This window comes from Streptomyces sp. NPDC025618, assembly GCF_055558795.1.
In genome coordinates this window covers 36,293-60,610 of the sequence record NZ_JBVHLW010000011.1, presented here as the reverse complement: position 1 = coordinate 60,610, position 24,318 = coordinate 36,293, and the positions used below count along the sequence as shown (strand labels likewise).

General features: G+C 73.1%; 18 protein-coding genes. 10 read left to right on the top strand and 8 right to left on the bottom strand.

Annotated elements, in window-relative coordinates; all coding sequences use genetic code 11:
- Nucleotides 1-161: 161 nt before the first annotated feature.
- The 3 genes from ACZ4A5_RS13100 to ACZ4A5_RS13090 all read left to right on the top strand — a co-directional run bounded on the left by ACZ4A5_RS13100 (nt 162) and on the right by ACZ4A5_RS13090 (nt 2,202).
- The gene (locus ACZ4A5_RS13100) at nt 162-659 is read left to right on the top strand and encodes a carboxymuconolactone decarboxylase family protein (protein ID WP_467582223.1); all 498 of its coding nucleotides are present in this window, start codon (nt 162-164) and stop codon (nt 657-659) included.
- An 83-nt stretch (nt 660-742) separates the two neighbouring features.
- A complete protein-coding gene (locus ACZ4A5_RS13095) occupies nt 743-1,381 on the top strand; it encodes an MBL fold metallo-hydrolase (protein WP_467582071.1) in 639 nt (212 codons plus the stop codon).
- Nucleotides 1,382-1,422: 41 nt separating this feature from the next.
- Nucleotides 1,423-2,202 (top strand): exodeoxyribonuclease III, encoded by a 780-nt coding sequence (locus ACZ4A5_RS13090; RefSeq protein ID WP_467582070.1) that lies wholly within the window; start codon nt 1,423-1,425, stop codon nt 2,200-2,202.
- Nucleotides 2,203-2,228: 26 nt separating this feature from the next.
- Here ACZ4A5_RS13090 and ACZ4A5_RS13085 read toward each other — a convergent pair whose 3' ends face one another.
- Nucleotides 2,229-4,064, bottom strand: a complete 1,836-nt coding sequence (locus tag ACZ4A5_RS13085; RefSeq protein ID WP_467582221.1) for an SGNH/GDSL hydrolase family protein — start codon at nt 4,062-4,064, stop codon at nt 2,229-2,231.
- A 148-nt stretch (nt 4,065-4,212) separates the two neighbouring features.
- On the opposite strand from ACZ4A5_RS13085, the gene ACZ4A5_RS13080 reads away from it, so the two are divergent.
- A complete protein-coding gene (locus tag ACZ4A5_RS13080; protein ID WP_467582068.1) occupies nt 4,213-4,653 on the top strand; it encodes a DUF6278 family protein in 441 nt (146 codons plus the stop codon).
- A gap of 216 nt (nt 4,654-4,869) precedes the next feature.
- Here the strand turns inward: ACZ4A5_RS13080 and ACZ4A5_RS13075 are convergent, their stop codons facing one another.
- Nucleotides 4,870-5,616 (bottom strand): GntR family transcriptional regulator, encoded by a 747-nt coding sequence (locus tag ACZ4A5_RS13075; RefSeq protein ID WP_467582066.1) that lies wholly within the window; start codon nt 5,614-5,616, stop codon nt 4,870-4,872.
- Between the two features lie 208 nt (nt 5,617-5,824).
- Between ACZ4A5_RS13075 and ACZ4A5_RS13070 the strand changes: the two genes are divergently transcribed.
- From ACZ4A5_RS13070 to ACZ4A5_RS13050, 5 genes are read left to right on the top strand one after another with little or no spacing between them, the layout of a single operon-like run.
- Nucleotides 5,825-6,568, top strand: a complete 744-nt coding sequence (locus ACZ4A5_RS13070) for an amino acid ABC transporter ATP-binding protein (protein WP_467582064.1) — start codon at nt 5,825-5,827, stop codon at nt 6,566-6,568.
- Nucleotides 6,569-6,587: 19 nt separating this feature from the next.
- Nucleotides 6,588-7,508 carry a glutamate ABC transporter substrate-binding protein gene (locus ACZ4A5_RS13065; RefSeq protein WP_467582062.1) on the top strand — a complete coding sequence of 307 codons (921 nt, stop codon included), beginning with the start codon at nt 6,588-6,590 and terminating at the stop codon, nt 7,506-7,508.
- The gene (locus ACZ4A5_RS13060) at nt 7,505-8,149 is read left to right on the top strand and encodes an amino acid ABC transporter permease (protein ID WP_467582060.1); all 645 of its coding nucleotides are present in this window, start codon (nt 7,505-7,507) and stop codon (nt 8,147-8,149) included. The genes ACZ4A5_RS13065 and ACZ4A5_RS13060 overlap by 4 nt, the downstream gene beginning before the upstream one ends.
- Nucleotides 8,146-9,012, top strand: coding sequence for an amino acid ABC transporter permease (locus ACZ4A5_RS13055; RefSeq protein ID WP_467582058.1), 867 nt, complete (start codon nt 8,146-8,148; stop codon nt 9,010-9,012). The genes ACZ4A5_RS13060 and ACZ4A5_RS13055 overlap by 4 nt, the downstream gene beginning before the upstream one ends.
- A 48-nt stretch (nt 9,013-9,060) precedes the next feature.
- Nucleotides 9,061-10,077 (top strand): aldo/keto reductase family protein, encoded by a 1,017-nt coding sequence (locus ACZ4A5_RS13050; protein ID WP_467582057.1) that lies wholly within the window; start codon nt 9,061-9,063, stop codon nt 10,075-10,077.
- Nucleotides 10,078-10,146: 69 nt separating this feature from the next.
- Here ACZ4A5_RS13050 and ACZ4A5_RS13045 read toward each other — a convergent pair whose 3' ends face one another.
- The 3 genes from ACZ4A5_RS13045 to ACZ4A5_RS13035 all read right to left on the bottom strand — a co-directional run bounded on the left by ACZ4A5_RS13045 (nt 10,147) and on the right by ACZ4A5_RS13035 (nt 19,137).
- Nucleotides 10,147-11,346, bottom strand: coding sequence for a cytochrome P450 (locus ACZ4A5_RS13045; RefSeq protein ID WP_467582056.1), 1,200 nt, complete (start codon nt 11,344-11,346; stop codon nt 10,147-10,149).
- Nucleotides 11,343-11,573 carry an MbtH family protein gene (locus ACZ4A5_RS13040; RefSeq protein WP_361525978.1) on the bottom strand — a complete coding sequence of 77 codons (231 nt, stop codon included), beginning with the start codon at nt 11,571-11,573 and terminating at the stop codon, nt 11,343-11,345. The genes ACZ4A5_RS13045 and ACZ4A5_RS13040 overlap by 4 nt, the downstream gene beginning before the upstream one ends.
- Nucleotides 11,574-11,634: 61 nt before the next feature.
- Nucleotides 11,635-19,137 carry an amino acid adenylation domain-containing protein gene (locus ACZ4A5_RS13035; RefSeq protein WP_467582055.1) on the bottom strand — a complete coding sequence of 2,501 codons (7,503 nt, stop codon included), beginning with the start codon at nt 19,135-19,137 and terminating at the stop codon, nt 11,635-11,637.
- A 456-nt stretch (nt 19,138-19,593) separates the two neighbouring features.
- On the opposite strand from ACZ4A5_RS13035, the gene ACZ4A5_RS13030 reads away from it, so the two are divergent.
- Nucleotides 19,594-20,763, top strand: a complete 1,170-nt coding sequence (locus tag ACZ4A5_RS13030; RefSeq protein WP_467582053.1) for a tryptophan dimethylallyltransferase family protein — start codon at nt 19,594-19,596, stop codon at nt 20,761-20,763.
- A gap of 66 nt (nt 20,764-20,829) precedes the next feature.
- On the opposite strand, the gene ACZ4A5_RS13025 is transcribed toward ACZ4A5_RS13030, so the two are convergent.
- From ACZ4A5_RS13025 to ACZ4A5_RS13015, 3 genes are all read right to left on the bottom strand, one after another.
- Nucleotides 20,830-22,404 carry a CocE/NonD family hydrolase gene (locus ACZ4A5_RS13025; protein WP_467582051.1) on the bottom strand — a complete coding sequence of 525 codons (1,575 nt, stop codon included), beginning with the start codon at nt 22,402-22,404 and terminating at the stop codon, nt 20,830-20,832.
- Between the two features lie 171 nt (nt 22,405-22,575).
- Complete coding sequence (locus ACZ4A5_RS13020; protein ID WP_467582049.1) at nt 22,576-23,766, bottom strand: globin domain-containing protein; 1,191 nt, start codon at nt 23,764-23,766, stop codon at nt 22,576-22,578.
- Nucleotides 23,767-23,850: 84 nt separating this feature from the next.
- Entirely contained in the window at nt 23,851-24,303 is a 453-nt protein-coding gene (locus ACZ4A5_RS13015; protein ID WP_467582047.1) for an RrF2 family transcriptional regulator, read from the bottom strand.
- Nucleotides 24,304-24,318 lie beyond the last annotated feature (15 nt).

Below are 24,318 nucleotides of genomic sequence, written 5' to 3'. Positions count from 1 at the left end.
ACCTCAACCCGGACACCGTGCGGATCGCCCCCCAGCCCCCCGCGCCCGCCCCGGCCCCCGCGCCGGGTCAGGCGGGCCCGGCGCACGGTCCGGCCGGCGCTCCCGGGCAGCCGCCGGCGCATGCCTCCGGATACGGGTTCCCGCCCGCCGCGCCGGGCGGGATGTTCCCGCCCCCGGCCCCGCAGCCCCTCGCTCCTCAGCAGCCCTTCGCCCAGCAGACCGCGCCCGCCGGTTTCGGACCGCCGCCCACCCTGGACGCGGAACCGGCGCCCGCCGCCCCGGACCCGTACGAGCGCGGCGCGCTCATCCGGCGCGAGGTCCTCGGCGACGCCCACGCGGACGCCGCCGAAGCGGCCGGGGACGAGCTCACCGGTGACTACGAGGACTTCGTCACCCGCTACGCCTGGGGCGGGGTCTGGGACCGGCCGGGGCTCGACCGCCGGTCGCGCGCCCTGATCACCCTGACCGCCCTCACCGCGGGCGGCCACGTCGACGACCTCGCCCTGCACACGCGTGCCGCGCTGCGCTGCGGCCTCACCCCGGACGAGATCAAGGAAACGCTTCTGCACACCGCCGTCTACTGCGGCCTGCCCGCCGCCCACGCCGCCTTCCAGGTCGCCCGGCGCGTCATCGCGGAGGGGCCGGCCCCGCACGCTTAGCCCCGCCTCCTCGGTCCGGGCCGGCTGGTCGATGTGGCCGGGTCGGCCCCGCACGCGTAGGCCCGCGTAGCACTATGGGGATCATGAAGCTGACCAAGAAGAGCCACGCGTGCGTCCGTCTGGAGAAGGACGGCCGCACGCTCGTCATCGATCCCGGCGCCTTCAGCGAGGAGGACGCGGCCGTCGGCGCGGACGCGATCCTCGTCACCCACGAGCACATCGACCACTTCAACGAGGACCGGCTGCGTGCCGCGCTGGACGCCAACCCGGCCGCCGAGCTGTGGACGCTCCGCAGCGTCGCCGAACAGGTCTCGGCGGCCTTTCCCGGCCGGGTGCACACCGTCGGCGAGGGGGACACCTTCACCGCGGCCGGGTTCGAGGTGGAGGTGCACGGACAGCTGCACGCGGTGATCCACCCGGACATCCCCCGGATCACCAACGTCGGCTATCTCGTGGACGGTTCGGTCTTCCACCCCGGGGACGCGCTGACCGTGCCCGGCAGGCCCGTCGACACCCTGATGCTCCCGGTCATGGCCCCGTGGAACAAGGTCTCCGAGGTCATCGACTACCTCCGGGAGGTCGGCCCGCGGCGCGCCGTCGACATCCACGACGCGCTGCTCACCGACCTGGCCCGGCCGGTCTACGACCGGATGCTGGGCCCGGAGGGGCCGGGCGGCGCGAACCACACCCGCCTGGCGCCCGGCGAGGCCCTCACCCTCTGACGCTCTCCGGCGTTGTCACACCCGGCGGTTAGGGTTGGCCCATGCGCATCGCCACCTGGAACGTGAACTCGATCACCGCCCGTCTCCCGAGGCTGCTGGCCTGGCTGGAGAGCAGCGGCACGGACGTGCTGTGCATACAGGAGACCAAGTGCGGGGAGGACGCCTTCCCGTTCGACGCGCTCCGCGAGCTGGGTTACGAGGCGGCGGTCAACGCCACCGGCCGGTGGAACGGCGTCGCCCTGCTCTCCCGGGTGGGCCTGGAGGACGTGGTCACCGGCCTGCCCGGCGGCCCCGACTACGACGGCGCGCAGGAGCCCCGGGCGATCTCCGCGACCTGCGGGGGCGCCCGCCTCTGGTCGGTCTACGTGCCCAACGGCCGCGAGGTCGGCCACGACCACTACGCCTACAAGCTGCGCTGGCTGGAGGCCCTGCGCGACGCCGTCGCCGCGGACGCCGAGGGGGAGCGGCCGTTCGCGGTGCTCGGCGACTTCAACATCGCGCCGGCCGACGAGGACGTCTTCGACCCGGCGGTCTTCGAGGGCGCCACGCACGTCACGCCCGCCGAGCGCGCCGCCCTCGGCGCCCTGCGCGACCTCGGCCTGTCCGACGTCGTGCCCCGCCCCCTGAAGTACGACCGCCCGTACACCTACTGGGACTACCGCCAGCTCTGCTTCCCCAAGAACAAGGGCATGCGCATCGACCTGGTCTACGGCAACGCCTCCTTCGCCCAGGCGGCGAAGGACGCCTATGTCGACCGGGAGGAGCGCAAGGGCAAGGGCGCCTCGGACCACGCCCCGGTCGTCGTCGACCTGGACGTCTGAGGTCCTGGCGCCCCCGCCCCGCGCCGTCAGATCAGCTTGCGCAGGTCGACCGCGTCGGTGAAGGCCCGCATCCCGGCGTCGTTGGGGTGCAGGTGGTCACCGCCGTCGAAGGCCGGCAGCATCCGGTCGGGCCGGCGGGGGTCGCGGATGGCGGCGTCGAAGTCGAGCACCGCGTCGTACGTGCCGCCGTTCGCCCGGATGTGCCGGTTGATGGCGGTGCGCTCCGCCTCGGCGGCCGGTGTGCAGTCGTGGAAGCCGCCGCAGGGCGCGATGGTCGCGGCGACGAACCGCATGCCGCGCTCGTGCGCCCGCGCCGCCATCTCCCGCAGCGCCGGGATCACCCGCGCGGCCGTGGTGCCCGCCCGGATGTCGTTGACGCCCTCGAAGACGATGACCGTACGGGCCGAGGTCTGCGCCAGCACGTCACGCTCCAGCCGGTGGCCCGCGCTGACCCCGCTGAGGATCGTGCTGGTGTTGTCGCCCGGATAGCGGTCGTTGACCACGTGGTTGCCGGAGATCCCCTCGTTGAGCACCCCGAACTTCGGCACGGAGTGCTGTCCGCGCAGCCGTCGGCCCAGCAGGTCCGGCCAGCGTCCGTTGGAGCCCGGCGTCGACCGCTCGCCGTCGGTGATCGAGTCCCCGAGGGTCACCACGGACCCGGCGCCGTCCCCGACGTCCACGCCCGTCAGCAGCGGCCAGGAGTCGAGCTTCGCGGCGTACGCGTCGGCGCCGCGGTCGCCCGTGCGGTCACCGGCGTTGTCGGCCGTCAGATAGGACACCGAGTCGATATAGCTGTGCACGGGCAGCGCCCGGACCGTGCCCGGCAGGTGGATGCTCACCAGGAGGTCGGCGCCCTCGGGCACGCGGAATCCCAGCGGGTCGCTGAACTGCTGCGCTCCCGCGGGCAGTTCGGCCCCGGGGCGGCCGCCGAAGGTCAGCGCCCGGGGCGGGCCGGCCGCCGCCGCGCCGCGCTCCTGGAGCGCCACGCTCGCGTGCCCGACGCGCACCGGGCGCGGCGCGAAGGTGTTCTCCAGCCGGATCCTGGTGCGCGGCCCGCCCGCGCTGCCGTGCACGACCAGCCGCAGCGTCCGGTCGGTCCACGGCCCCACCTTGGCGTAACCCGAAGGTGAGGCCGCCCAGCTGCCGGTCCACCCGTTCGTGGGACCCCGCAACGCCATCGAGAAGACGTGCAGGGCGGTGTCCGGATCCGCCTCGTCCGGCAGCACGACCGAGTCGACCTCGCGGTCGCGCGCGACCGGGACCGTCACCGCGTACAGCCGTGTGGTCTCCGCCCGTTGGCCGTCGGGCGCCGCGAGGTGGGGGAGCCCGACGGCCTTCGTCGTGAGGGGGCCGCGCCGCCAGTCGGGCGCGGTCAGCCGGTAGGTGCCGCGGGAGCCGTCGCGGTAGCGGACGGTGCCGGTGCCGGTGACCTCCTGGCCCGGCGCGCCCTTGGTGGTCCCCGCGACAAGGAAGGAGAGCGCCTCCCCGCTGCCGCGGAGCCGGACGGTCTGCCCCGCGGCCCGCACATTGTCCGGCTGACCTGCGGCGGAGCGCGGCCAGCGGAGCGGGGAGCGGTCGATGGCCAGGGCGCGGCCCGGGCTCCAGCCCGCGGCGTCGAGGTCCTCGGCCGGCAGCGCGTTGCCCGCGCCGTCGAAATCGGCGTCGCCCGGACGGGTGTCCCCGCGGACCGCCGTGTTGTCGAAGAGCCGCTCCAAGGGGAGCGGCTCTCTCGCACGTCGCGCGGTGTCGGCGAGCGCCGGGGTGTTCGCTGCGGCAACGGCGCAGACGGCGCCCGCCGCGACGAACCCCGCCGCCGCCCACCGTCTGTGCCGTACCCCGCCGAGCCTCGATGTCCGGAGCATGTGAGTCATGCCTCCCAGCGTTCCCCGCTCTGAATGTGGCGGCATGAAGCTAAGGAGACGCCTGGGGAACGTCAAGGAGGCCAACCGGCCACGTCGGGCGCCGCGCGCCTGTGGTGAGGCCATCCGTGCGAGTGCGATCCTGTCCGGTATGAACATTCCCTTCTTGGACAGTTGGCGCAAGCGGCACGCCCCGGGCCACGGGGTGGCGCTGGCGGACGCGGTCGACCGGGACCCGGAGGGCCTGGCCGAGCTGTTGTCGGAATGCGAACTGCTGCGCGCGCACGCGGAGTCGGCGGGAGCCGTCCTCGACGACTCGCCGATGTCCCTGGGGGCACTGGACCAGCTCCAGCCGCGCTGGCGCGAGGACCCCGAGCTGCTGCCGTGGCTGGGCAACGACGCGGGGCTGTATCTGGGCACGGTCGTCGTGCGCACGGTCGAGGGCGCCGGCTGGTGGATCCGCTCCGACGGGCAGCCGGTCGTCCGGCTCGCCAACGGCCGGGAGATCGACGTGGTCGAGGCGGGCCAGAGCTGGGCGGCCGACGGCGCGCCGGAGCTGTCGCAGATCTACGGGGAGCTCGCGGAGAACTGATCCGCCGCGCCGCGCGATGGCCCGGCGCGGGCCGTCCTGCCGCCCGCGGCGCCGGGCGATCCCGGTCTCCGGCTGCCGCTGGGGGAGGCCCCCACGAGCTTGATCCGTCGCGGGCCGATGACGTGCGGCACATCCAGCCCGTCCGGCGTGTGAGGACACCGCCGCGGCGCGGGGGACGCGGCCGCGCAGTCCACGCGCGGAGTCCGCCCCGCGAGGTCAGCTGATGAAGGGGATGTCGTACTCCAGCCGCCAGCGGTCGGCGCGGACCACGATGTCGGAGGTCTCCACCGCCCGGCCGTCCCCGTCGAAGTGGGTGCGCTCGACGACCGTGACGCACTGCCCGGCCGCGCAGCCGAGTGCCTCCGCCTCCGGTGTCGTCGCCGGGCGCGAGCCCACCAGCTCCTGCGCCCGTACGACCCGGATGCCGATCGCCGCCAGCCTGCCGCGCACGCCGCGCCGGGCGTAGGGCCCGCGCTCGGGGAGCACCACGTCGGTGCCCTCGGTGATGGCGAGTGGTTCCCAGCTGGTGGCGAGCTGCACCGGGTGCCGGTTGGCGAGGTACTCGTACTGCGTGCAGAGCACCCGCTCGCCCGCTCCGATCCGCAGCCGCTGGGCGACCCGGTCCGAGGCGGGCGCCTCGCTGGAGGACGCCTCCCAGGTCAGGGCGGTGTCCCGGGCCGTCATCCGGGCGGCGAAGGGGGAGTCGACGGCGCCCGTCGAGCGCAGCAGACTGCCCAGCGGCACCCGGTCGGTGACGAAGACGCCCCGCCCGAACTGGCCCTCCGCGTATCCCGCCGCCTTCAGGACGCGCACCGCGCGGTCCACCGTCTGGTCGCTGGCCGCGTACGCGCGCTTGAGCTCCGACCGCGAGGGGATGCGGTCCCCCACGGCGAGCCCTCCCTCGTCGATGCGGCGGCGCAGATCGTCCGCGATGCGCAGATAGACGGGCCTGCTGTCGCCCACCCCCGGCTCCTTCCCCCGAGTCTCCCCCAGTTCGACGCTACACAGGCTAGGTACCCAGGCCGGTCTGTGTACCTAGGGCAAATGGCGGGCGTAGCGCGCCGAATCCGTATATATGAGCGTGTCAGCGATGAAGTCCGGTACGGCGCCGGTAGTTTGCGCCGATAGCGTGTGTCGACCGCGGGACAGCTGAGAGTGGGTAGGGCTGGGTATGGCCGTCGATCCTCTGATCGAACTGCGGAATGTCAATAAGCACTACGGAAAGCTGCATGTCCTCAAGGACATCGACCTGACGGTCGGCCGGGGCGAGGTGGTCGTGGTCATCGGCCCCTCCGGCTCCGGGAAGTCCACCCTCTGCCGGACCATCAACCGCCTGGAGCCCGTGGAGTCCGGCACCATCACCCTCGACGGCCACCCGCTGCCCGACGAGGGCCGGGAGCTGGCCCGGCTGCGCGCCGAGGTGGGCATGGTCTTCCAGTCCTTCAACCTCTTCGCCCACAAGACCGTGCTCGCCAATGTCTCCCTGGCCCAGGTCAAGGTCCGCAAGCGCGGCAGGGAGGAGGCCGACAAGCGCTCGCGCGAACTGCTGGAGCGCGTCGGCCTGCTGGCCCACGCGGAGAAGTACCCCGCCCAGCTCTCCGGCGGCCAGCAGCAGCGCGTGGCCATCGCCCGCGCCCTGGCGATGGACCCCAAGGCGCTCCTCTTCGACGAGCCCACCTCGGCGCTCGACCCGGAGATGATCAACGAGGTGCTGGAGGTCATGCAGCAGCTCGCGCGGGACGGCATGACCATGGTCGTCGTCACCCACGAGATGGGCTTCGCCCGCTCCGCCGCCAACCGCGTCGTCTTCATGGCGGACGGCCGCATCGTCGAGGACCGCACCCCGGAGGACTTCTTCACCGCTCCCGAGAGCGACCGGGCCAAGGACTTCCTCTCCAAGATCCTCAAGCACTGAGGGGCGGGTGAAGACGCTGATGACGAGCCGTACGCGCCGCGCGACCGCCGCCCTGGCCCTCGCCGCCCTCGCCCTGCTCGCCGCCGCCTGCGGCAAGGAGGGCAGCCCGCCGGTCAAGGGCCCCCGCGCCGACCAGTTGCCCGTCTACCACGTGGACACCGGCTTCGAGCTGACCGGCTCCGCCACCTGGCGGGCCGCGAGGAGCCGCGGCCACCTCGTCGTCGGCGCCAAGGAGGACCAGCCCTACCTCGGCGAGAAGGACCCCGCGACCGGCGTCTACTCCGGCTACGACATCGAGATCGCCAAGATGATGTCCGCCTCGCTCGGCTTCGACCCGAAGACGATCCGCTTTCGCACCATCGCCTCCGCCAACCGCGAGACGGCCCTCCAGAACGGTCAGATCGACTACTACGTCGGCACCTACACCATCAACGACCTGCGCAAACGCCAGGTCGGCTTCGCGGGCCCCTACTACATCGCCGGGCAGTCGCTGCTGGTGCGCAAGGACGAGACGGGCATCGACGGGCCGCGGGACCTCGCGGGCAGGAAGGTCTGCTCGGCGGCCGGCTCCACCCCGCTCCAGCGCATCGAGCGCGACTACCCCAGGGCGACCGCCGTCGCCTACGACACCTACTCGATCTGCGTGGACAACCTCCTCAGCCTCCAGGTGGACGCCGTCACCACCGACGACACGATCCTCATGGGCTTCGCCGCCAAGGCGCCCGACGAGCTGAGGATGGCGGGCAAGCCCTTCTCCAAGGAGCCCTACGGCATCGGCGTGCCGCGCGGTGACACCGCCCTGCGCCTCGCCCTCGACGACGCCATCGAGGCGCACGAGAGGAACGGCGACTGGAAGAAGGCGTACGACGCCACCCTCGGCCTGTCCGGGGTGCCGGCCCCGCCGCCCCCGGCCGTCGACCGCTACGGGAGCACGTCATGAACGTCCTGACCGACAACTGGTCCCTCTACGGCAAGGGGCTGCTCGGCACCGTCGAACTCACCGTCTACGCCTCCCTGCTCGCGCTCGTCCTCGGCTTCGTGATGGCCTCCTTCCGCGTCGCCCCCGTCGGCTCGCTGCGCGTCCTCGGCACGGTGTGGGTGACGGTGCTGCGCAACACCCCGCTCACCCTGCTGTTCTTCTCGGTGCTGCTCGGCCTGCCGCGGTTCGGCGTGGTGCTGCCCTTCCAGCTCTTCGCGGTGCTCGCCCTCGGCTGCTACACCTCGGCCTTCATCTGCGAGGCCGTGCGCTCCGGCATCAACACCGTGCCGACCGGCCAGGGCGAGGCCGCCCGCAGCCTCGGGATGACCTTCACCCAGACCCTCGGCGCGATCGTGCTGCCGCAGGCGTTCCGCTCGGTCATCCCGCCGGTCGGCTCGACGCTGATCGCCCTCGCCAAGAACTCCGCGATCGCCGGGTCGTTCAGCGTCACCGAGCTGCTCGGCACCTACAAGACCCTCAACGAGCTGGGTTACAGCATCATCTGGTCCTTCGTCTGGATCGCCGTCGGCTATCTGATCGTGACCCTGACCATCAGCGCGGTCTTCAACGTGCTGGAGAAGCGCTGGGGAGTCGCCCGATGACCACGACCGCGCTCTACGACATCCCGGGCCCCCAGGCCCGGCGGCGGCACCTGGTGTACGGCCTCGCGGCGACCGCCGTGATCGTCGGTCTCGTCGTGTGGTTCGTGTATCTCCTCTTCGACACCCACCAGTTCACGGTCCAGAAGTGGGACCCCTTCACCTACAAGGGCATCCAGGAACTGCTGCTGCGCGGGCTCGGCAACACCCTGAAGGCATTCGCCTACGCCGCCGTGCTCTCCCTGGCGCTGGGCGGGGTGCTCGCCACGGCCCGGCTCTCCGAGCACCGGCCCGTGCGCTGGATCGCCACCCTGGTCGTGGAGTTCTTCCGCGCGATGCCGGTGCTGGTCATGATCTTCTTCGTCTTCGTCGCCCTCAAGGTGCAGCCCCTGCCCGCCCTCGTCACCGGACTGACCCTCTACAACGGCTCGGTGCTCGCGGAGGTCTTCCGCACCGGCGTCAACTCCGTCGAGCGCGGCCAGCGGGAGGCGGCCTACTCCCTGGGCATGCACAAGACCCAGGTGATGACGTACGTTCTCGTCCCGCAGGCCCTGCGGGCGATGCTGCCGACGATCATCAGCCAGCTCGTCGTCGCCCTGAAGGACACCTCGCTGGGCTTCCTGATCACCTACGAGGAGTTCCTGCACGCGGGCAAGCTGATCGCCAGCAATCTGGACTACGGGCTCCCGTTCATCCCCGTCGTCATGATCATCTCGCCGATCTACATCGGGATGTGCATGATCCTCTCGTGGCTCGCCCACGTGGCCGCGCGACGCCAGCGGGGCAGCGTCAAGACCGAGGCCGTCGAGGTCGCGGAGCCCGAGCCCGGCACGCTGCTGCCGGGTGCCGGAGCCCACGGGCCGTGAATTCCGCGTTCTGGCGGACCGGCCCAACTCCGTTGCTAATGTGGGCCCATGGATTTCCGTCACCTGGGACGCAGCGGATTGATAGTCAGCCGGGTCGCTTACGGCAACTGGCTCACCCGGAGTTCTTCGAGAAGTGAGGAGACGGAACTCGCCTGTGTGCGGGCCGCGCTCGACTCCGGAATCACCACCTTCGACACCGCGGACGTCTATGCGGACACGCTCGCCGAGGAATCCCTCGGGCGGGCGCTGAAAGGCGAGCGGCGGGAAGGACTGGAGATCCTCACCAAGGTCTTCGCGCCCACCGGCCCCGGCCGCAACGACCTCGGCCTCTCCCGCAAGCACATCTCCGAGTCCATCGACAACTCCCTGCGCCGGCTGGGCACGGACCACGTCGACGTCTATCAGGCCCACCGCTTCGACCCCTCCACCCCGCTGGAGGAGACCATGGAGGCACTCGCCGACGTGGTGCACGCCGGAAAGGCGCACTACATCGGGGTCTCCGAATGGACCGCCGACCAGATCCGGCGCGGGCACGCGCTGGCCCGGGAGCTGCGGATCTCGCTGATCTCCAACCAGCCGCAGTACTCCGCCCTGTGGCGGGTGCCCGAGGGGGAGGTGATGCCCGCCTGTGAGGAGCTCGGCGTCGGGCAGATCGTCTGGTCGCCCCTGGCCCAGGGCGTCCTGTCCGGCAAATACCTGCCCGGCCAGCGGTGGCCGGAGCAGTCCCGGGCCCTGGACTCCAACGACGGCTCGCCGGTGCTGGCGGGCTGGCTCAAGGACGACGTCCTCTCCCGCGTGCAGCAGTTGCGGCCCCTCGCCGCCGACCTCGGCCTGACAGTGGCTCAACTCTCCCTCGCCTGGGTGCTCCAGCACCCGAACGTCGCCTCCGCCGTGCTCGGCGCCTCCCGCCCCGAGCAGATCACCGACAACGCCAAGGCGGCCGAGGTCCGGCTGGAGGCCGACGTCATGGCGGCGATCGACGCGGCCCTCGACCCGGTGGTGAGCCGCGACCCCGGCGCGACCCGGGACAGCAGCCCCACGGCCCCCGACTGGCGCCTCGCCTGAGGCACTTGGCGAAAGGGGGGCCTCCTCGCGTCCGCGAGGAGGCCCCCCTTTTTTCTTTTTACCGCCGGGTCACCAGACGACCGGCAGCTCCAGCAGGCTGCGCACCTGCATGCCGTCCTTCCATTCCAGCGATTCCACGGGAACGGCACACCGCAGCTCCGGCAGCCGCGTCAGCAGCGAATCCAGCGCCACCTGCATTTCCAGCCGGGCGAGCGGGGCGCCGAGGCAGCGGTGGATTCCGTAACCGAATCCCAGATGCGGATTGTGCTCTCGCGTGAGGTCGAACACATCGGCGTTCTCGAAGACCGATTCATCGCGGTTCGCGGACGGAATCGCGGGCAGCACGGATTCCCCCGCGCGCACGAGCGTCCCGCTGAGTTCCACGTCCTCCGTCGCGTAACGCGCGAAGGTCACATGGGAGATGAGCGGTACGTAGCGCATCAGCTCCTCGACCGCGCCCGGCATGAGCTCGGGCTTGCCGCGCAGCATCTCCAGCTGTTCCGGGTGGGTGAACAGCACGTGCAGGGAGTCGATCAGTTGCGAGGAGACCGTCTCGTGACCGGCTATCAGCAGCACGCTGGCCAGCTCGACGAGCTCCTTCTCGGAGAGCTTCTCCTCCTCGTCGCTGGCCTTGACCATGGCGCTGATGAGGTCGTCCTGCGGCCGCGCGCGCCGGCGCACCATCAGCTGCCCGATATAGCCGTGCAGCCGCTGGGTGTCGGCCTCGATCTCCTCCTCCGTCATCACGGTGGTGGCGGAGAAGGCGTCCAGCCAGCCGCGGAACTGCTCCCGGTCCTCGAAGGGCACGCCGAGCAGGTCGCACACCACGGTGCCCGCGAAGGGCACCGCGAAGCCCTCCATCAGGTCACCCGGTGGCCCCGCCGCGACCAGCTCGTCGATCAGCCGGTTCGCCTCCTCCTCGACGCGCGGGCGCAGCAGCTCGACCCGGCGCATCGTGAAGACCTTGGCGAGCAGCCGGCGCAGCCGGGTGTGGTCGGGGGAGTCCATGCCCAGGATGCTGGTGTGGATGGGCAGCGGGGTCATCCGGGACTCGTCGTGCTCGGCGGCCAGTGCCCGGCTGAACCGGGGGTCCCCGAGGATCGTCTTCATGTCCGCGTGCTTGGTGACCAGCCAGGCGTCTTCGCCGAAAGGGCAGCTGACCCGTACGACGGGCTCCTCGGCGCGCAGCTTCGCGTAGAGCGGGTCGACGTCCAGGGCGACCGCTTCACTGAACGGGTAGCTGAGGGGCGCGCGTTCGTCGTTGCTCATGCGGACCGCACCTCCGAGAGCCGCGACTGGTGCTCGACGAGGCTCTTGGGGCGCATGTCGGTCCAGTTCTCCTCGATGTAGGCGAGGCACTCGTCGCGGGTGGCGGGGCCGCGGACGGCGGTCCACCCGGCGGGGACGGTGGTGAAGGACGGCCACAGGGAGTGCTGTCCCTCGTCGTTGACCAGCACGAGGAAGGTGCCCTCGGTGTCGTCCCAGGGATTGCTCACGATGCGTACCTTTCCGTGGAGGGCGTGCCGGGGCCTGGCCCCGGCACGGTGACGGCGCCGCTCAGCGCGTGGCGGGCGGCGGGAAGAAGCCGGACGAGACGAAGAAGTCGGCGTAACGGCGGATCAGTTCTCCGTCGAGCGGCGGGAACTCGTGGCCCGAACCGGCCAGCCCCGCCAGGGTGTTGGTGCGGTCCAGGCGGATCCGGCCCACGCGGGCGAGCGCGGGGAGGGTGTCCGTGAGCAGCACGGCCGCGTCGAGCAGCCCCTCGCCCGCGGCCGGCCCGCCGTCCGCCGCCGTGTCGGCGCGCTCCCGCAGGAGGTGGGTCCAGTCGTCGAGATCCAGGCTCTCCAGGCGGTATCCGTACTCCCGCAGATGGCCGAGTACGGTCTCGAAGGGGACGGGCGACGGGCAGGTGAGGTGGTGCGCGAGGCCCTCCGCGCCCGGGGTGCGGGAGAGGTGGACGATGGCGGCCGCCGTCCAGTCGGCGGGGATCAGGTCGACCACCGGCTCCGTGCCGTCGGCCGCCGGGCGGGGCACGGCGCCGAGGACGAGCATGGCGCGTACGAGCTGCCAGAACACGTCCCGGCTCGAACCGGCGCCGCTGACGGTGTGTCCGCTGACGCGCCCGCACCGGTGGACGGTCACCGGCAGCCCGCGCTCGCCCGCCTGCCGGACGAGCTGCTCGGCCACCCACTTGCTCTCGGTGTAGCCGCCGGGCAGGACGGCTTCCGGCGGCACCCGGTGCGACTCGGGCACCGGGCCGGGGAGTTCGTCGGTGCCCACCGACACGGCGGCGGTGGAGACGTAGTGCACGGGCGTGGCGAACCGGGCCGCCAGCCGCAGCACTTCCTGGGTGCCCGCGACGTTCGCCGCGCGCAGCCGTTCGTACGGGTCGACCGCGCTGACACGCGCGCCGTTGTGGTAGACCGCGTCGACCAGGCCCGCCAGCGCCTCGAAGCGCTCGGGGGTCAGGCCGAGCAGCGGCTTCTCCAGGTCGCCGGGGACGGCCACGATCCGGCTGCGGGAGAACTCGTTCCACAGCCCGTACTCCGCCATGTTCCGCCGGATCCGGCGGTCCGCCTGCGCGGCGCTGTCGGCGCGCACCAGGCAGTGGATGTCCGCGCTCGTCCGGTCCAGGAGCTCACGCAGCAGGAACGCCCCGAGGAAGCCGGTGGCGCCGGTCAGCAGGATCGTCTCCCGGCCCTCCGCCCGCCCGCGCCCAGCCGGCCGGCCCACGGTGATCGCCGGGTCCAGGACGGCCTCCGCGGCGAGGTCCGCCCGCGTCCGCGCGGGCGCCTCGCCGGCCGTGGCCGGGGCGTCGACGGCCTCCAGCAGCGTGGCCACCGTCTGCCGCTCGAAGAGCGTGCGGACGGGCAGTTCGACGCCGAGGCGGCGGCGCACCCCGCTGATCACCCGGGTCACCAGCAGCGAGTGCCCGCCCAGGTCGAAGAAGCTGTCGTCGATGGTCACCCGGGGCACGCCCAGCACCTCGGCGAACAGCTCGCACAGGATCTGCTCGCGCGGGTTGCGGGGCTCCCGGCCCGTGGACAGCGCCCCGAAGTCGGGCTCGGGCAGCGCGGCGCGGTCCACCTTGCCCGTGGCCGTCACCGGCAGGGAGTCGAGGACCACGACCGCGGACGGCACCATATAGCCGGGCAGCAGACCGGCCAGACGGTCGCGCAGCGCGGCCCCGTCCAGCAGGCCCGCCGCGTCACCGGAGGGCACCGCGTACGCCGCCAGATACGTACCGCCGCGGGCGTCCCGGCGCGGGACGACGGCCGCCTGGGCCACGCCCGGCTGGGCGCCCAGCACGGCCTCGACCTCGCCGGGCTCGATACGGAAACCGCGGATCTTGATCTGTCCGTCGGTCCGGCCGATGAACTCCAGCTCGCCGTCGGCCCTCCACCGCACCGTGTCGCCGGTGCGGTACATCCGCTCACCCGGCGCCCCGAACGGGTCGGCCACGAACCGCTCCGCGGTCAGCGCCGGGCGGTGCAGATAGCCGCGGGCCAGCCCGGCGCCCGACACATGGAGCTCCCCGGGCACCCCCGGCGGCACCAGGCACAGGTCGCGGTCCAGGACATAGGCGCGGGCGCCCACGGTGGGCCGCCCGATCGGGGGCGTCCCGCCGCCGGACAGCGGTGCGCTGAGCGTCGCGCACACCGTGGTCTCCGTCGGGCCGTAGCCGTTGAGCAGCCTCCGCCCCGCCGACCAGCGCCGCACCGTCTCGGCGGACGGCGCCTCGCCCGAGGTGATCAGCCAGCGCAGCGACGGCAGATCGTCGGGTTCCATCACCGACAGCGCGGCCGGGGGCAGTGTCGCGTGCGTGATCCGGTGCCGCTCGACCAGCGCGGCCAGCTCCGGGCCGGGCGCGGTGAGCTCCGCGGGCGCCATCACCAGGGTGGCGCCGGTCAGCAGCCCGCCGCACAGCTCCCACACCGCGCCGTCGAAGCTGTGCGAGGCGAACTGCAGGATCCGGCTCGCCGCCGTCACCCCGAACCGCCGCACCTGCGCCTCGACCACGCCGGCGACTCCCGCGTGGGTGACCACGACGCCCTTGGGGCGGCCGGTCGAACCGGAGGTGTAGATGACATAGGCGGGCGACGCGCAGGCCAGCGGCCCGAGCCGCTCGCTGTCGGCGACATCGGACTCCCAGCACAGGGCGACGGCCCGCCGGGTCTCGTCCCGGTCCAGCACGATCGTCCGCGGCCCGGTGCCCTCCGGCAGTGGCAGCGACGTGCCGGAGTCGGTGAGCAGGATCGCGGGCCGGGCGTCCTCGGCCATATACGCCAGCCGGGCCGCCGGATAGCCGGCGTCCAGCGGCAGATAGGCGGCTCCCGCCTTCAGCACCGCGAGCGTCGCGACGACGGACTCGGCCGTACGCGGCAGGGCGATCGCCACGAACCGCTCAGGCCCCGCGCCGCAGCCGATCAGATACCGGGCGAGCTGGTTGGCCCGCGCGTTCAGCTCACGGAACGTCAGCGTCTCCATGACGCCGGTGCCGTCGTCGTGGACCAGCGCGGTCGCGTCCGGCGTCCGCCGCACCTGCGCCTCGAACAGCTCCGGCAGATGCCCGAGGGGTGTCGTGGGGACGTCGTCACCGCTCTGCGCCAGCAGCCGCTCACGCTCGTCGGGCAGCAGCACGTCGAGCGAGCCGAGCCGGCGGCCGGGGTCGGCGGTGACCGCGTCGAGAAGCCGCAGGAAGCGGTGGACGAGGCGCTCGACGGTGGACCGGTCGAAGAGATCGGTGCTGTACTCCGCGACCCCGTCGATGCCCAGCGGCCGCTGGTCCGCGCCGTGCCGCTCCCGCAGGCTCAGCGACAGGTCGAACCGGCACGCCCCGGTGCCGACCGCCCGCTCCGCCACGCTCAGGCCCGGCAGCTCCGCCGCGCCCCGCGGGGCGTTCTGCATCGCCAGCAGCACCTGGAACAGCGGGTGGTGGGCGAGGCCGCGCGCCGGGGCGAGGGCGTCGACCAGCCGCTCGAAGGGCACGTCCTGATGGGCGTACGCGGCCAGGTCCGTCTCCCGGACCCGGGCCAGCAGATCGCGGAACGCGGGGTTCCCGGAGGTGTCCGTGCGCAGCACCAGGGTGTTGACGAAGAACCCGACGAGGCCGTCGAGCGCGTGGTCGGTGCGGCCCGCGACCGGGGTGCCGACCGCGATGTCGGGGCCCGCGCCCAGCTTCGTCAGCAGCGTCACCAGCGCGGCGTGCACGACCATGAAGGGGCTCGCCCCGCAGCCCGCGGCCAGTTCCGTGATCCGCCGGTGCAGATCGGCGTCGACCGTGAAGTGCAGGGTGTCGCCCCGGTGCGAGGCCACCTGCGGGCGGGGCCGGTCCACGGGCAGCTCGGCGCACTCGGGCAGGCCGGTCAACGCCTCGGTCCAGTAGGCGATCTGACGGGACACCAGGCTGTCGGCGTCGTCCTCCTCGCCCAGCAGCCGGCGCTGCCACAGGGTGTAGTCGGCGTACTGCGCCGGCAGCGGCTCGGTGTCGGGCGCGCTCCCGGCGCGACGGGCGGCGTAGGCGGTCGCGAGATCGCGCCACAGCGGCGCCAGCGACCAGCCGTCGCACGCGATGTGGTGAACGACCAGCGCCAGGATGTGCCGGGCGGGGCCGGTGGTGAACAGCCGCGCCCGGACCGGGATCTCGGCCGCCAGGTCGAAGGGGTGCCGGACCGCGGCGGCCACCGCCGCGTCCAGCTCCTCCGGCGCCACCGCGCTCACCTCCAGCCGCGGGCGCGCGGCGGCCGTGTCCAGGACCAGCTGCCGTGGCACCCCGGCGGTCTCCGGGAAGACCGTCCGCAGGCTCTCGTGCCGGGCCAGCACGTCGCCGAGCGCCGCTTCGAGCGCCGCGCGGTCGAGCTCGCCGTCCAGATCGAGCACGAGCGGGACGTTGTAGGCGGCGCCCGGGCCCTGGAGGTGGTCGAGGAACCACAGCCTGCGCTGGGCGAACGACAGCGGCACCTCCTCCGGGCGCGCCGCGGGCTCCAGCGGCGGGCGGTCCCCGGCCGACGCCTGGCGCACGGCCTCGGCCAGCCCGGCGACCGTCGGCGTCTCGAAGACGGCGCGCACCGGCAGCTCCAGGCCGAGGACGGACCGCAGCCGGGTGCTCAGCCGGGTCGCGGACAGCGAGTGCCCGCCCAGCGTGAAGAAGCTGTCGTCGATCGTGACCCCGGAGACCCCCAGGATGTCGGCGAACAGCCCGCACAGCAGCTCTTCGAGCGGATCGCGGGGCGCCCGGCCGCCCTCGGCGGACCCGGTGCCGGGCTCGGGCAGGCGGCGCCGGTCGACCTTGCCGTTCGGGGTCAGCGGCAGGGTCTCCAGCACCACCGTCGCGGCCGGGACGAGATAGTCGGGCAGCCGCTCGCGCAGATACGCCCGGACCGAGGAGACCAGCGCGCCGGTGTCCCGCGCGGACGCGGGGGCGTTGACCAGCGAGGACAGCGGCACGCCCGCCGGCTTCCGCAGCCCGCCCACCGAGCCCGGGCGGCGCGGCGTCAGGAGCACGTCCAGGGTGCCGTCGTCGGCGGCGGACCAGGCGGCCGAGGCCCGCAGGCCCAGCCCGTCGGCCAGCTCGTGGAGGCGCTCAAGGGTGTCGGTGTCGGTGTCGTCACGCGCGCTCAGGGCGCGGACCCGGCCCGTACCGCCCTCCAGGGCGCGCAGCGCGTCGGCCACCGGCGCGAGCCGGCTGTCCGACACGCCCGTCAGCAGAATGTCGCCGGCCGGCGGCTCCGCGCGCAGGACGGCCGCGAGGTCGTCGAGCGTGCAGACGTCCTCGCCCCACGGCAACTGCCGTACGGGAGAGGGGTCCTGCTCCTCGGCGGACAGCTTGCGCAGGACGGCGTCGTAGCGGTAGCGCGTCAGCTCGTTGACCGCCCGCCCGCGCTTCACCCGCACCTCACTGCCCACCCGGTCCGGCAGGCCGGCCGCCAGCTCGGTGAAGAACGCCGGGTCGACCAGCAGTTCCTTCTCCCGCACCATGGCGTGCTCGACGGCCGCGTGGACGGCGCCGGGGTCGGCGGGCAACTCGGGCTGACGCAGCCGGACATCGGTGTGGAAGGCGCGCAGCAGCCGCAGATTGCGGACGTCGCCGACGAACACCGACCCGCCGGGCACCAGCAGGCCCACGGCCTTGGCCAGCACGTCCGCGAGGTATTGGGCGTCGGGGAAATACTGCGTCACGGAGTTGATGATCACGGTGTCGAAGAAACCGGCCGGAAGGCCCGCCGTGTCGTCGGCGGCACCGGCCCGCAGCTCGACCCGGTCCGCCAGCTCGGCGTCCTGCCGCACCAGCTGCCGCAGCGCCTCGATGACCTGGCCGGAGAGGTCCGTGCCCCAGTAGGCGTCGCAGTGCGGGGCCAGCCGGGACATCAGCAGTCCGGTGCCGACGCCGATCTCCAGCACCCGGCGCGGCCGCAGCTCACGGATCCGGGCCACGGTGGCGTCACGCCACTCGCGCATCTGCGCCGGGGGGATCGGCTCGCCGTCGTAGCTGCTGTTCCAGCCGGAGAAGTCCTCGCCGAAGCGCGCCCGCGCGACGTCGCTGTACAGCGAGTCGTAGATCTCCTGCCACTCGCCGACCCGGTCCGCGCCGTCCGCGGGCCCCTCGGCGGCGCTCTCCTCCGCGGGCACGACGTAGCCGACGAGCCGCTTCTGCCCGGGCCTGTCCTCCCGGACGACGACCGCGGCCTGGGCGACCCCGGGGTGCCCGGCGAGTACGGCCTCGACCTCGCCCGGCTCGACCCTGAAGCCGCGTATCTTCACCTGGTCGTCGCTGCGGCCGACGAACTCCAGCAGCCCTTCGGGGCCGCGCCGCACCAGGTCACCGGTGCGGAACAGGCGGGCACCGGGCTCGCCCAGCGGGTCGGCCACGAACCGCTCCGCGGTGAGGCCGGGGCGGTTCCAGTAGCCGCGGGCCAGCCCCGAGCCGCCGACGTAGAGCTCGCCGACCTCGCCGGGCGGCACCGGCGCCAGCTGGCGGTCGAGCACCTCCGCGCGCATCCCGGCCATCGGCGCGCCGATCGGCACGACCGTGCCCAGGCCGCCGGGGTCGGCCACCCGGTGGCAGGTGGCGAAGGTGGTCGTCTCCGTCGGGCCGTAGCCGTTGACGACCGCCGTCTCCGGGCACGCCAGCAGCACCCGCCGCACGGCCGCGGGGGAGACCGCGTCCCCGCCGGTCCACACCTCCCGCACCCCGAGGAAGCACCGGGGAGCCTCCTCGGCCAGCACCGAGAACAGGCCCGCGGTCACCCACAGCCCGGTGATCCCGAAGTCCCGGACGGCGGCGGCGATGCTCCGCGCGTCCAGGTCACCGGGTGGCGCGACGACCACCGCCCCACCGCGCAGCAGCGGCACCCACAGCTCGTAGGTGGAGGCGTCGAAGGCGTGCGGCGAGTGCAGCAGGACCCGGCCGTGCGCACCGCCGCGCCACGCCTGGTCCCGGGCGAGGCCCACCACGTTCTCATGGGTCACGGCGACGCCCTTGGGCGTGCCCGTGGACCCGGAGGTGAACATCACGTACGCCAGCTGGTGCGGGAGCGCGCACGGCGCCTCGCCGACCGCCGGCCGGTCGGCGTCCCGCGCGTCCACGGCCACGGGCAGCACCCTGCGCCCCGCGGTGAGCTGCGCGTCCGGTGCCTGACCCGCCGTCAATACGAGCTCGGCGCCGGTCTGGTCCAGGATCCACCGCAAGCGGGAGACCGGCTGCCGCGGGTCCAACGGGACGTAGCAGCCGCCGGACTTGACGACCGCGAGCAGGGAGATCACGAGCTCGGCCGAGCGGTCCATCAGCACCGCCACGGTGCCGCCCGGCGCCATGCCCTCCGCCGTCAGCCGCCGTGCCAGCCGGTCCGCGACCGCGTCGAGCTGACGGTAGGTCAAGGAGGTGTCCGCACCGCTCACCAGCGCGGTCGCGTCGGGGGTGAGGGCCACTTGCCGGGCGAACGCCTCCGGGAGCGTCGCGGGCAGTGCCTCGTCGGACGGCGCGGTGGTATCGGCGGGGGATGAGGAACGCGGAGCACCGGCGGTGGGCCGGGGTCGGGCGGAGTGGTGCTGTGCGGACACGCGTCAACAACTCCTCTGCACAGGCTTCCCGGAGCACGGCGGCGCCGACAGTCTCCGGTTGGCCGCATGTGGACAGGGCACATCCATTCGCGGGCGGCACGCACCAGCGAACGATGTGTGGCGATCATGTCGCAGAACGTCGTGAAGCGAACCACCGCCGTGCATGATCCGGCCGTCCTTGTGAACCCTTGCCCCAAGCCTGAGCGTAACCGCCGGTAAGGCGCAGGTGTGGGTGGGGGAACCGGGCGTTCCGCCGCCATGGCCCGGCCGGTCCACCGGCCAGGGTCCGGCGCGAGCTGGAGCGGATCGCGCATGCGCGCGAAGGGCGGCAGATTGGCCGGAACATAGACCCGATAACGGGCTCCCGGGCAATTGTCGGGCAAAGCTCTGACAGACCCCGCCGCACGGTGGGACGATCACGCTCGTTTTTGCCGTCACGACGCACAGGGAGACACGATGGAGTCCGCAGGCCCCGGTCCCCAACCGCCGCTCCGGTCAGGTGCTTTCACCCCGGACACCGGAGTCATAGCCGAGATGGTCGGCCGCCCGCTGCGCTTCGACTCCGACCGCTACCCACCCGCCGCCTGCTACGCCGAGGTCGCCTGCGACAAGGTGTGGCGTGCCCGCGAGAGCCTCGGCATCGACGCGGGGAGCAGGGAGTCGCTCCTCGCGTTCCTGCGGGAACTGACCGGCCCCTGGGGCGGGCTCCCCGTCGGCACACCGCCCGAGGACGCCTGCTGGGTCTCCATCGACGGCATGCCCATCGAGACCTCGGTCGCCTGGGCCGGGCGCGAGGCCGGGGTCCGGCTCTCCCTGGAGTCCCCCAGGGGCCCGGCGAAGCGCCGGATGGAGGACGGCATGGAGCTCACCCGCCGCCTCGCCGGCCGCCCGGGTGTCTCCATCGACCCTTATCTCGCGGTCGAGGACCTCTTCACCGCCGACGACCCGCAGGGCTACTTCACCATCGCCCACGCGGTGGCCTGGGTCCCCGGCGGCCACCCCCGCTACAAGATCTTCCTCAACCCCGCCGTCGCCGGCCGGGAACAGGCCGCCGCCCGTACGGAAGAGGCCATGGTCCGCCTCGGTCTGGAACGCCCCTGGCGCGCGCTGACCGAGCACCTCGGCGGCGCCTACGGCCCGGAGCACGAACCCGCCTCCGTGGCCATGGACCTCGTGCCCGGCGACGGCTTCCGCGCGCAGGTCTATCTCGCGCACTCCGGCGTGTCCGCCGACGCCGTCGACGCCAAGTCGGCCGTCGACCCCACCCATGTGCCGGGCTCGTTCGCCCGCGTGCTGCGGAGCGTCAACGGCCCGGACGACAGCCCCGAAGGGAAGCGGAAGCCGCCCGTGACGGCCTTCGCCTTCCAGCCCGGCCGGGATGTGCCGGCGGGGACGCTGTACGTACCGATGATCCCCGTCCACGAGAGCGACGCGGCGGCGCGGGACCGGGTCTCGGCGTTCCTGCGGGCCGAGGGGATGGACGCCACCGGCTACGAGTCCGTGCTGAGCGCGCTGACCGAAGGTCCGCTGGAGCACTCCCGTACGCAGAACTTCATCTCCTACCGGGGCGGTGAGACGCCGAGGTTCTCGGTCTATCTGGCGCCGGGGGTCTACCGCGAGGCGTAGCCCGCCGGACGGATGTGCCGCAGGCCGGCGATCACCCGCGGCACATACCCTGGTACCCGGAACCCCCTAGTCGCGCACCGGGACCGACAGTGTCGGCGCGGTGAAGGACAGCTGGGCCCCCGCGGGGTTGTGCGAGATGTAGAGCGGGTCCACCGAGTCCACGACCAGCGCCAGCCGGTGCCCGGCCGGCACGTCGTAGGCCGTGGAGTAGAGCGACAGGTCCACCCCGAAGCCCCGCCCCGGCACCTGGTCCCGGAAGGTGTACGGCGCGTGGCTGATCAACTTGCCCACGCCCAGCGGCCCCACGTCGTAGAGATAGGCGATCGCCGTGCCCGTCTCCTTGTCGCTCGTCATCGTCGTGTTCACCCGCACGCTGCCCCGGATCTGCTGCCCGGAGCCGTAGGGTCCGGTCTGCCACACGGCGGCGTAGGTCCGGGGCAGCAGGGGCACGGACACCATCGGCGGGATCCTCAGGAACTGGTCGAGCGCGTTGGAGAGGATGACGGTGCCGCCGTTCGCGCCCGAGTCGCCGCCGGTGCGGATGGTCTTCGCACCGTCCATCGCCACCGTGCGCCGGTTCCGCTCGACGTCCGGCCAGTTCGCGTAGGACTCGTAGCCGCCGCCGCTGCGGGAGGAGAGCTGGACGGGCGCCTCGCGGTCGATGCCGTTGGCGTCGCCCTTGAGGTAGCGGTCGAACCAGCGGTGGGCGTGGGTCCAGGTGTCGTTGGGCAGCCCGAGCAGTCCGGTGACCTCGGCGGTGGCGTGGTCGCCGGGGCGGAACTCCAGGCGCTTGGGGCCGGTCAGCCGCTCGTAGAACTTCGCGTACTGGTCGGGGGTGAAGACCGAGTCGCCCCAGGCGTTGCCCAGCATGACGGCGGTGCCCTGGGCGTTGAGGCGGTCGACGTAGGCGGCGGGGGAGCGCCGCGCGCCCCAGGCCAGCATGTCCTTCTCCTTGGAGAGGTCGTTGCCGAGGAAGTCCTCAAGAACGCGCTGGAGTTCGTCGCCCGGTCTGCCGGTGAGCTTGCCCAGGCCGCCGAGGAGCCCGGCGGCCTGCTTGTGCTGGGTGTGCTCGCTGTAGATCGATTCGATGAGGTCGGCCCAGCCGCTCAGCGCGGTGACCGCCTTGACGCGCTTGTCGAAGGCCGCGGTCATCAGGCTGATGCCCGCTCCGTAGGAGACCCCGCCCATGCCGATCTTCGCGGGGTCGGCGGGCGCGTGGGCGAGGGCCCAGTCGATGACCGAGGAGGCGTCGGCGATGTCCTGCGGGCCGGCTGTCTCGATCTTCCCGCCGGAGAGCCAGAAGCCGCGGGCGGCGTAACTGACCACGACATAGCCGGACTCGGCGAGCTGCTTGGCCTGGGCGAGGTATTCGAGCTGGGGCATGGCCCAGCTCGCGGGCAGCACGATCAGGGGGTAGCGGCGGCCGGCGTCCCCGGGGGTGAAGACATTGCCCTTCAGGGTGATGCCGCCGGAGCCGGGGAGGTCGGTGAACCGCACGGACGCGGCGGCGTGGCCCACCGCGGCCGGGCGGTCCGGGGCGGCCTGGGCCGCGGGGGCGAAGCCGAGGGCGGTGCCGGCCAGCAGCGCGGCGGAGGCGGCGCCGACGGCCGTGGCGCGCAGGGCCTTGCGAGGGTGTCGCACGGTCACACTCCTGAGGTCGGTGCCGCGCTTGAGGTGCGGGGGGTGCGGCACTCCGAAGCGAAGTGACCCGACGGTAACCTCGATCACTTACCAGGGGTAATGGTCGCGCGAGTTACGCGTGGGTAACGATCTGCCTCGGGGTGCCGCCGACCGCGGTCCGCCGACGGTCCGTCAGGCGCCCTCGCCCAGCCACAGATCGGGGCCGAAGACCTCGTAGTGGATGTCCGCCGCCGCCACGCCCGCCGCCAGGAGCTGGGTCCGCGCCGAGCGCAGGAAGGGCAGCGGGCCGCAGAGGTAGGCCGTGGTGCCCGCGGGGATGTCGATGAGCGAGAGGTCCGCCCGGCCCGTGCGGTCGGCGGGCCGGGTGTCCTCCGGCTCCTCGTACCAGATGTGCGCGACCGCGTCCGGGAGCTTGTCCGTCAGCTGGCGGAGGTCGGTGCGGAAGGCGTGCGCCGACTCGCTGCGGTCGGCGTGGACGACGATCACCCGGCGGGTGGCGCCGGTGGCGGCCAGGTGGGAGAGCATCCCGATCATCGGGGTGCAGCCGATGCCCGCGGACGCGAGCAGCACGGGCGCGTCGCCCTCCTTCAGGGCGACATCCCCGAACGGGGCGCTGACCAGCAGCGTGTCGCCCACGCCGAGCCGGTCGTGGAGGTGGTTGGAGACCTCGCCCCCGGGGTCGTCCGTCACGCGCTTGACGGAGAACTGGAGCGCGTCGTCGGGGTGGCCGGAGAGGCTGTACTGACGGATCTGCCGGGCGCCGTCGGGGAGTTCGACCTGGACGGAGACGTACTGCCCGGGGCGGGAGGCGGGCAGCGGGCGCCCGTCGAGCGGCCGGACGAGGAAGGTGGTGACCTCGGCGGTCTCCCGGATCCGGCCGGTGATGACGCAGGGGACGCGAGTGTCGCCGTCCGGCGCGCCGGCCTCGGCGTAGAGCCGGGCCTCGATGGCGATCAGCGCGTTGGCCATCAGCCAGTAGACCTCGTCCCAGGCGCCGGCGACCTCGGGGGTGATCGCGTCGCCCAGCACCTCGACGATCGCGCCGAAGAGGTGCTTCTGCACCAGCGGGTACTGCTCCGGCGTGATGCCGAGCGAGGCGTGCTTGTGGGCTATGCGCGAGAGCATCGCGTCGGGGCGCGTTTCCGGGTGCTCGACCAGCGCGGTGGCGAAGGCGGCGACGGCGCCCGCGAGCGCCTGGCGCTGGGAGCCGTTGGCCTGGTTGCCCCGGTTGAACAGGTCGCGCAGCAGCTCCGGGTGGTCGGCGAAGAGTCTGTCGTAGAAGAGTGGGGTGATCTCGCCGATGGCGCCGCCGACGGCGGGGAGGGTGGCGCGGACGATCTCGGTCGACCTGGGGGACAGCATCGGGGCTCCTGACACTCGGCGTGAATTGGTATTCAAGAGTCGCATTTAACGGCGCGGTGCGACCGTGAAGGGAGGCGGCGGGGGTCACCCGCCGGGGCCGGTGCCCAGACTCAGCAGGAGGGGGCCGGTCGGGGGAGCGGTCAGCTCCTCGACGGTGATCGGGTCCAGGGCGGCGAAGAACGCCTCCTGGGCCTCGCGCAGCGCGCCGCGCAGCCGGCACGCGGCGCGCAGCGGGCAGGGCGGGTCGTCCTCGCAGCCGACGACGTCGCCCGCGCCCTCCAGCTCGCGCACCAGGCGGCCGATCGAGGCCGTGCGGCCGGCGGCGGTGAGCGCGAGCCCGCCGCCCCGGCCCCGGCGGGCCTCGACGACCCCCAGGTGCTGAAGCCTGCTGACGACCTTGGCGGCGTGCGTGTACGGCACGCCGACCGCGCCGGCCACCTCGCGGGTGGTCGGCGCTTCCGTGTCGGCGGAGTCCGCCGTCACCGCGAGACGCATGGCGATGCGCAGCGCGATGTCGGTGCCCTTGGTGAGTCGCACGGTACGACTCTAACT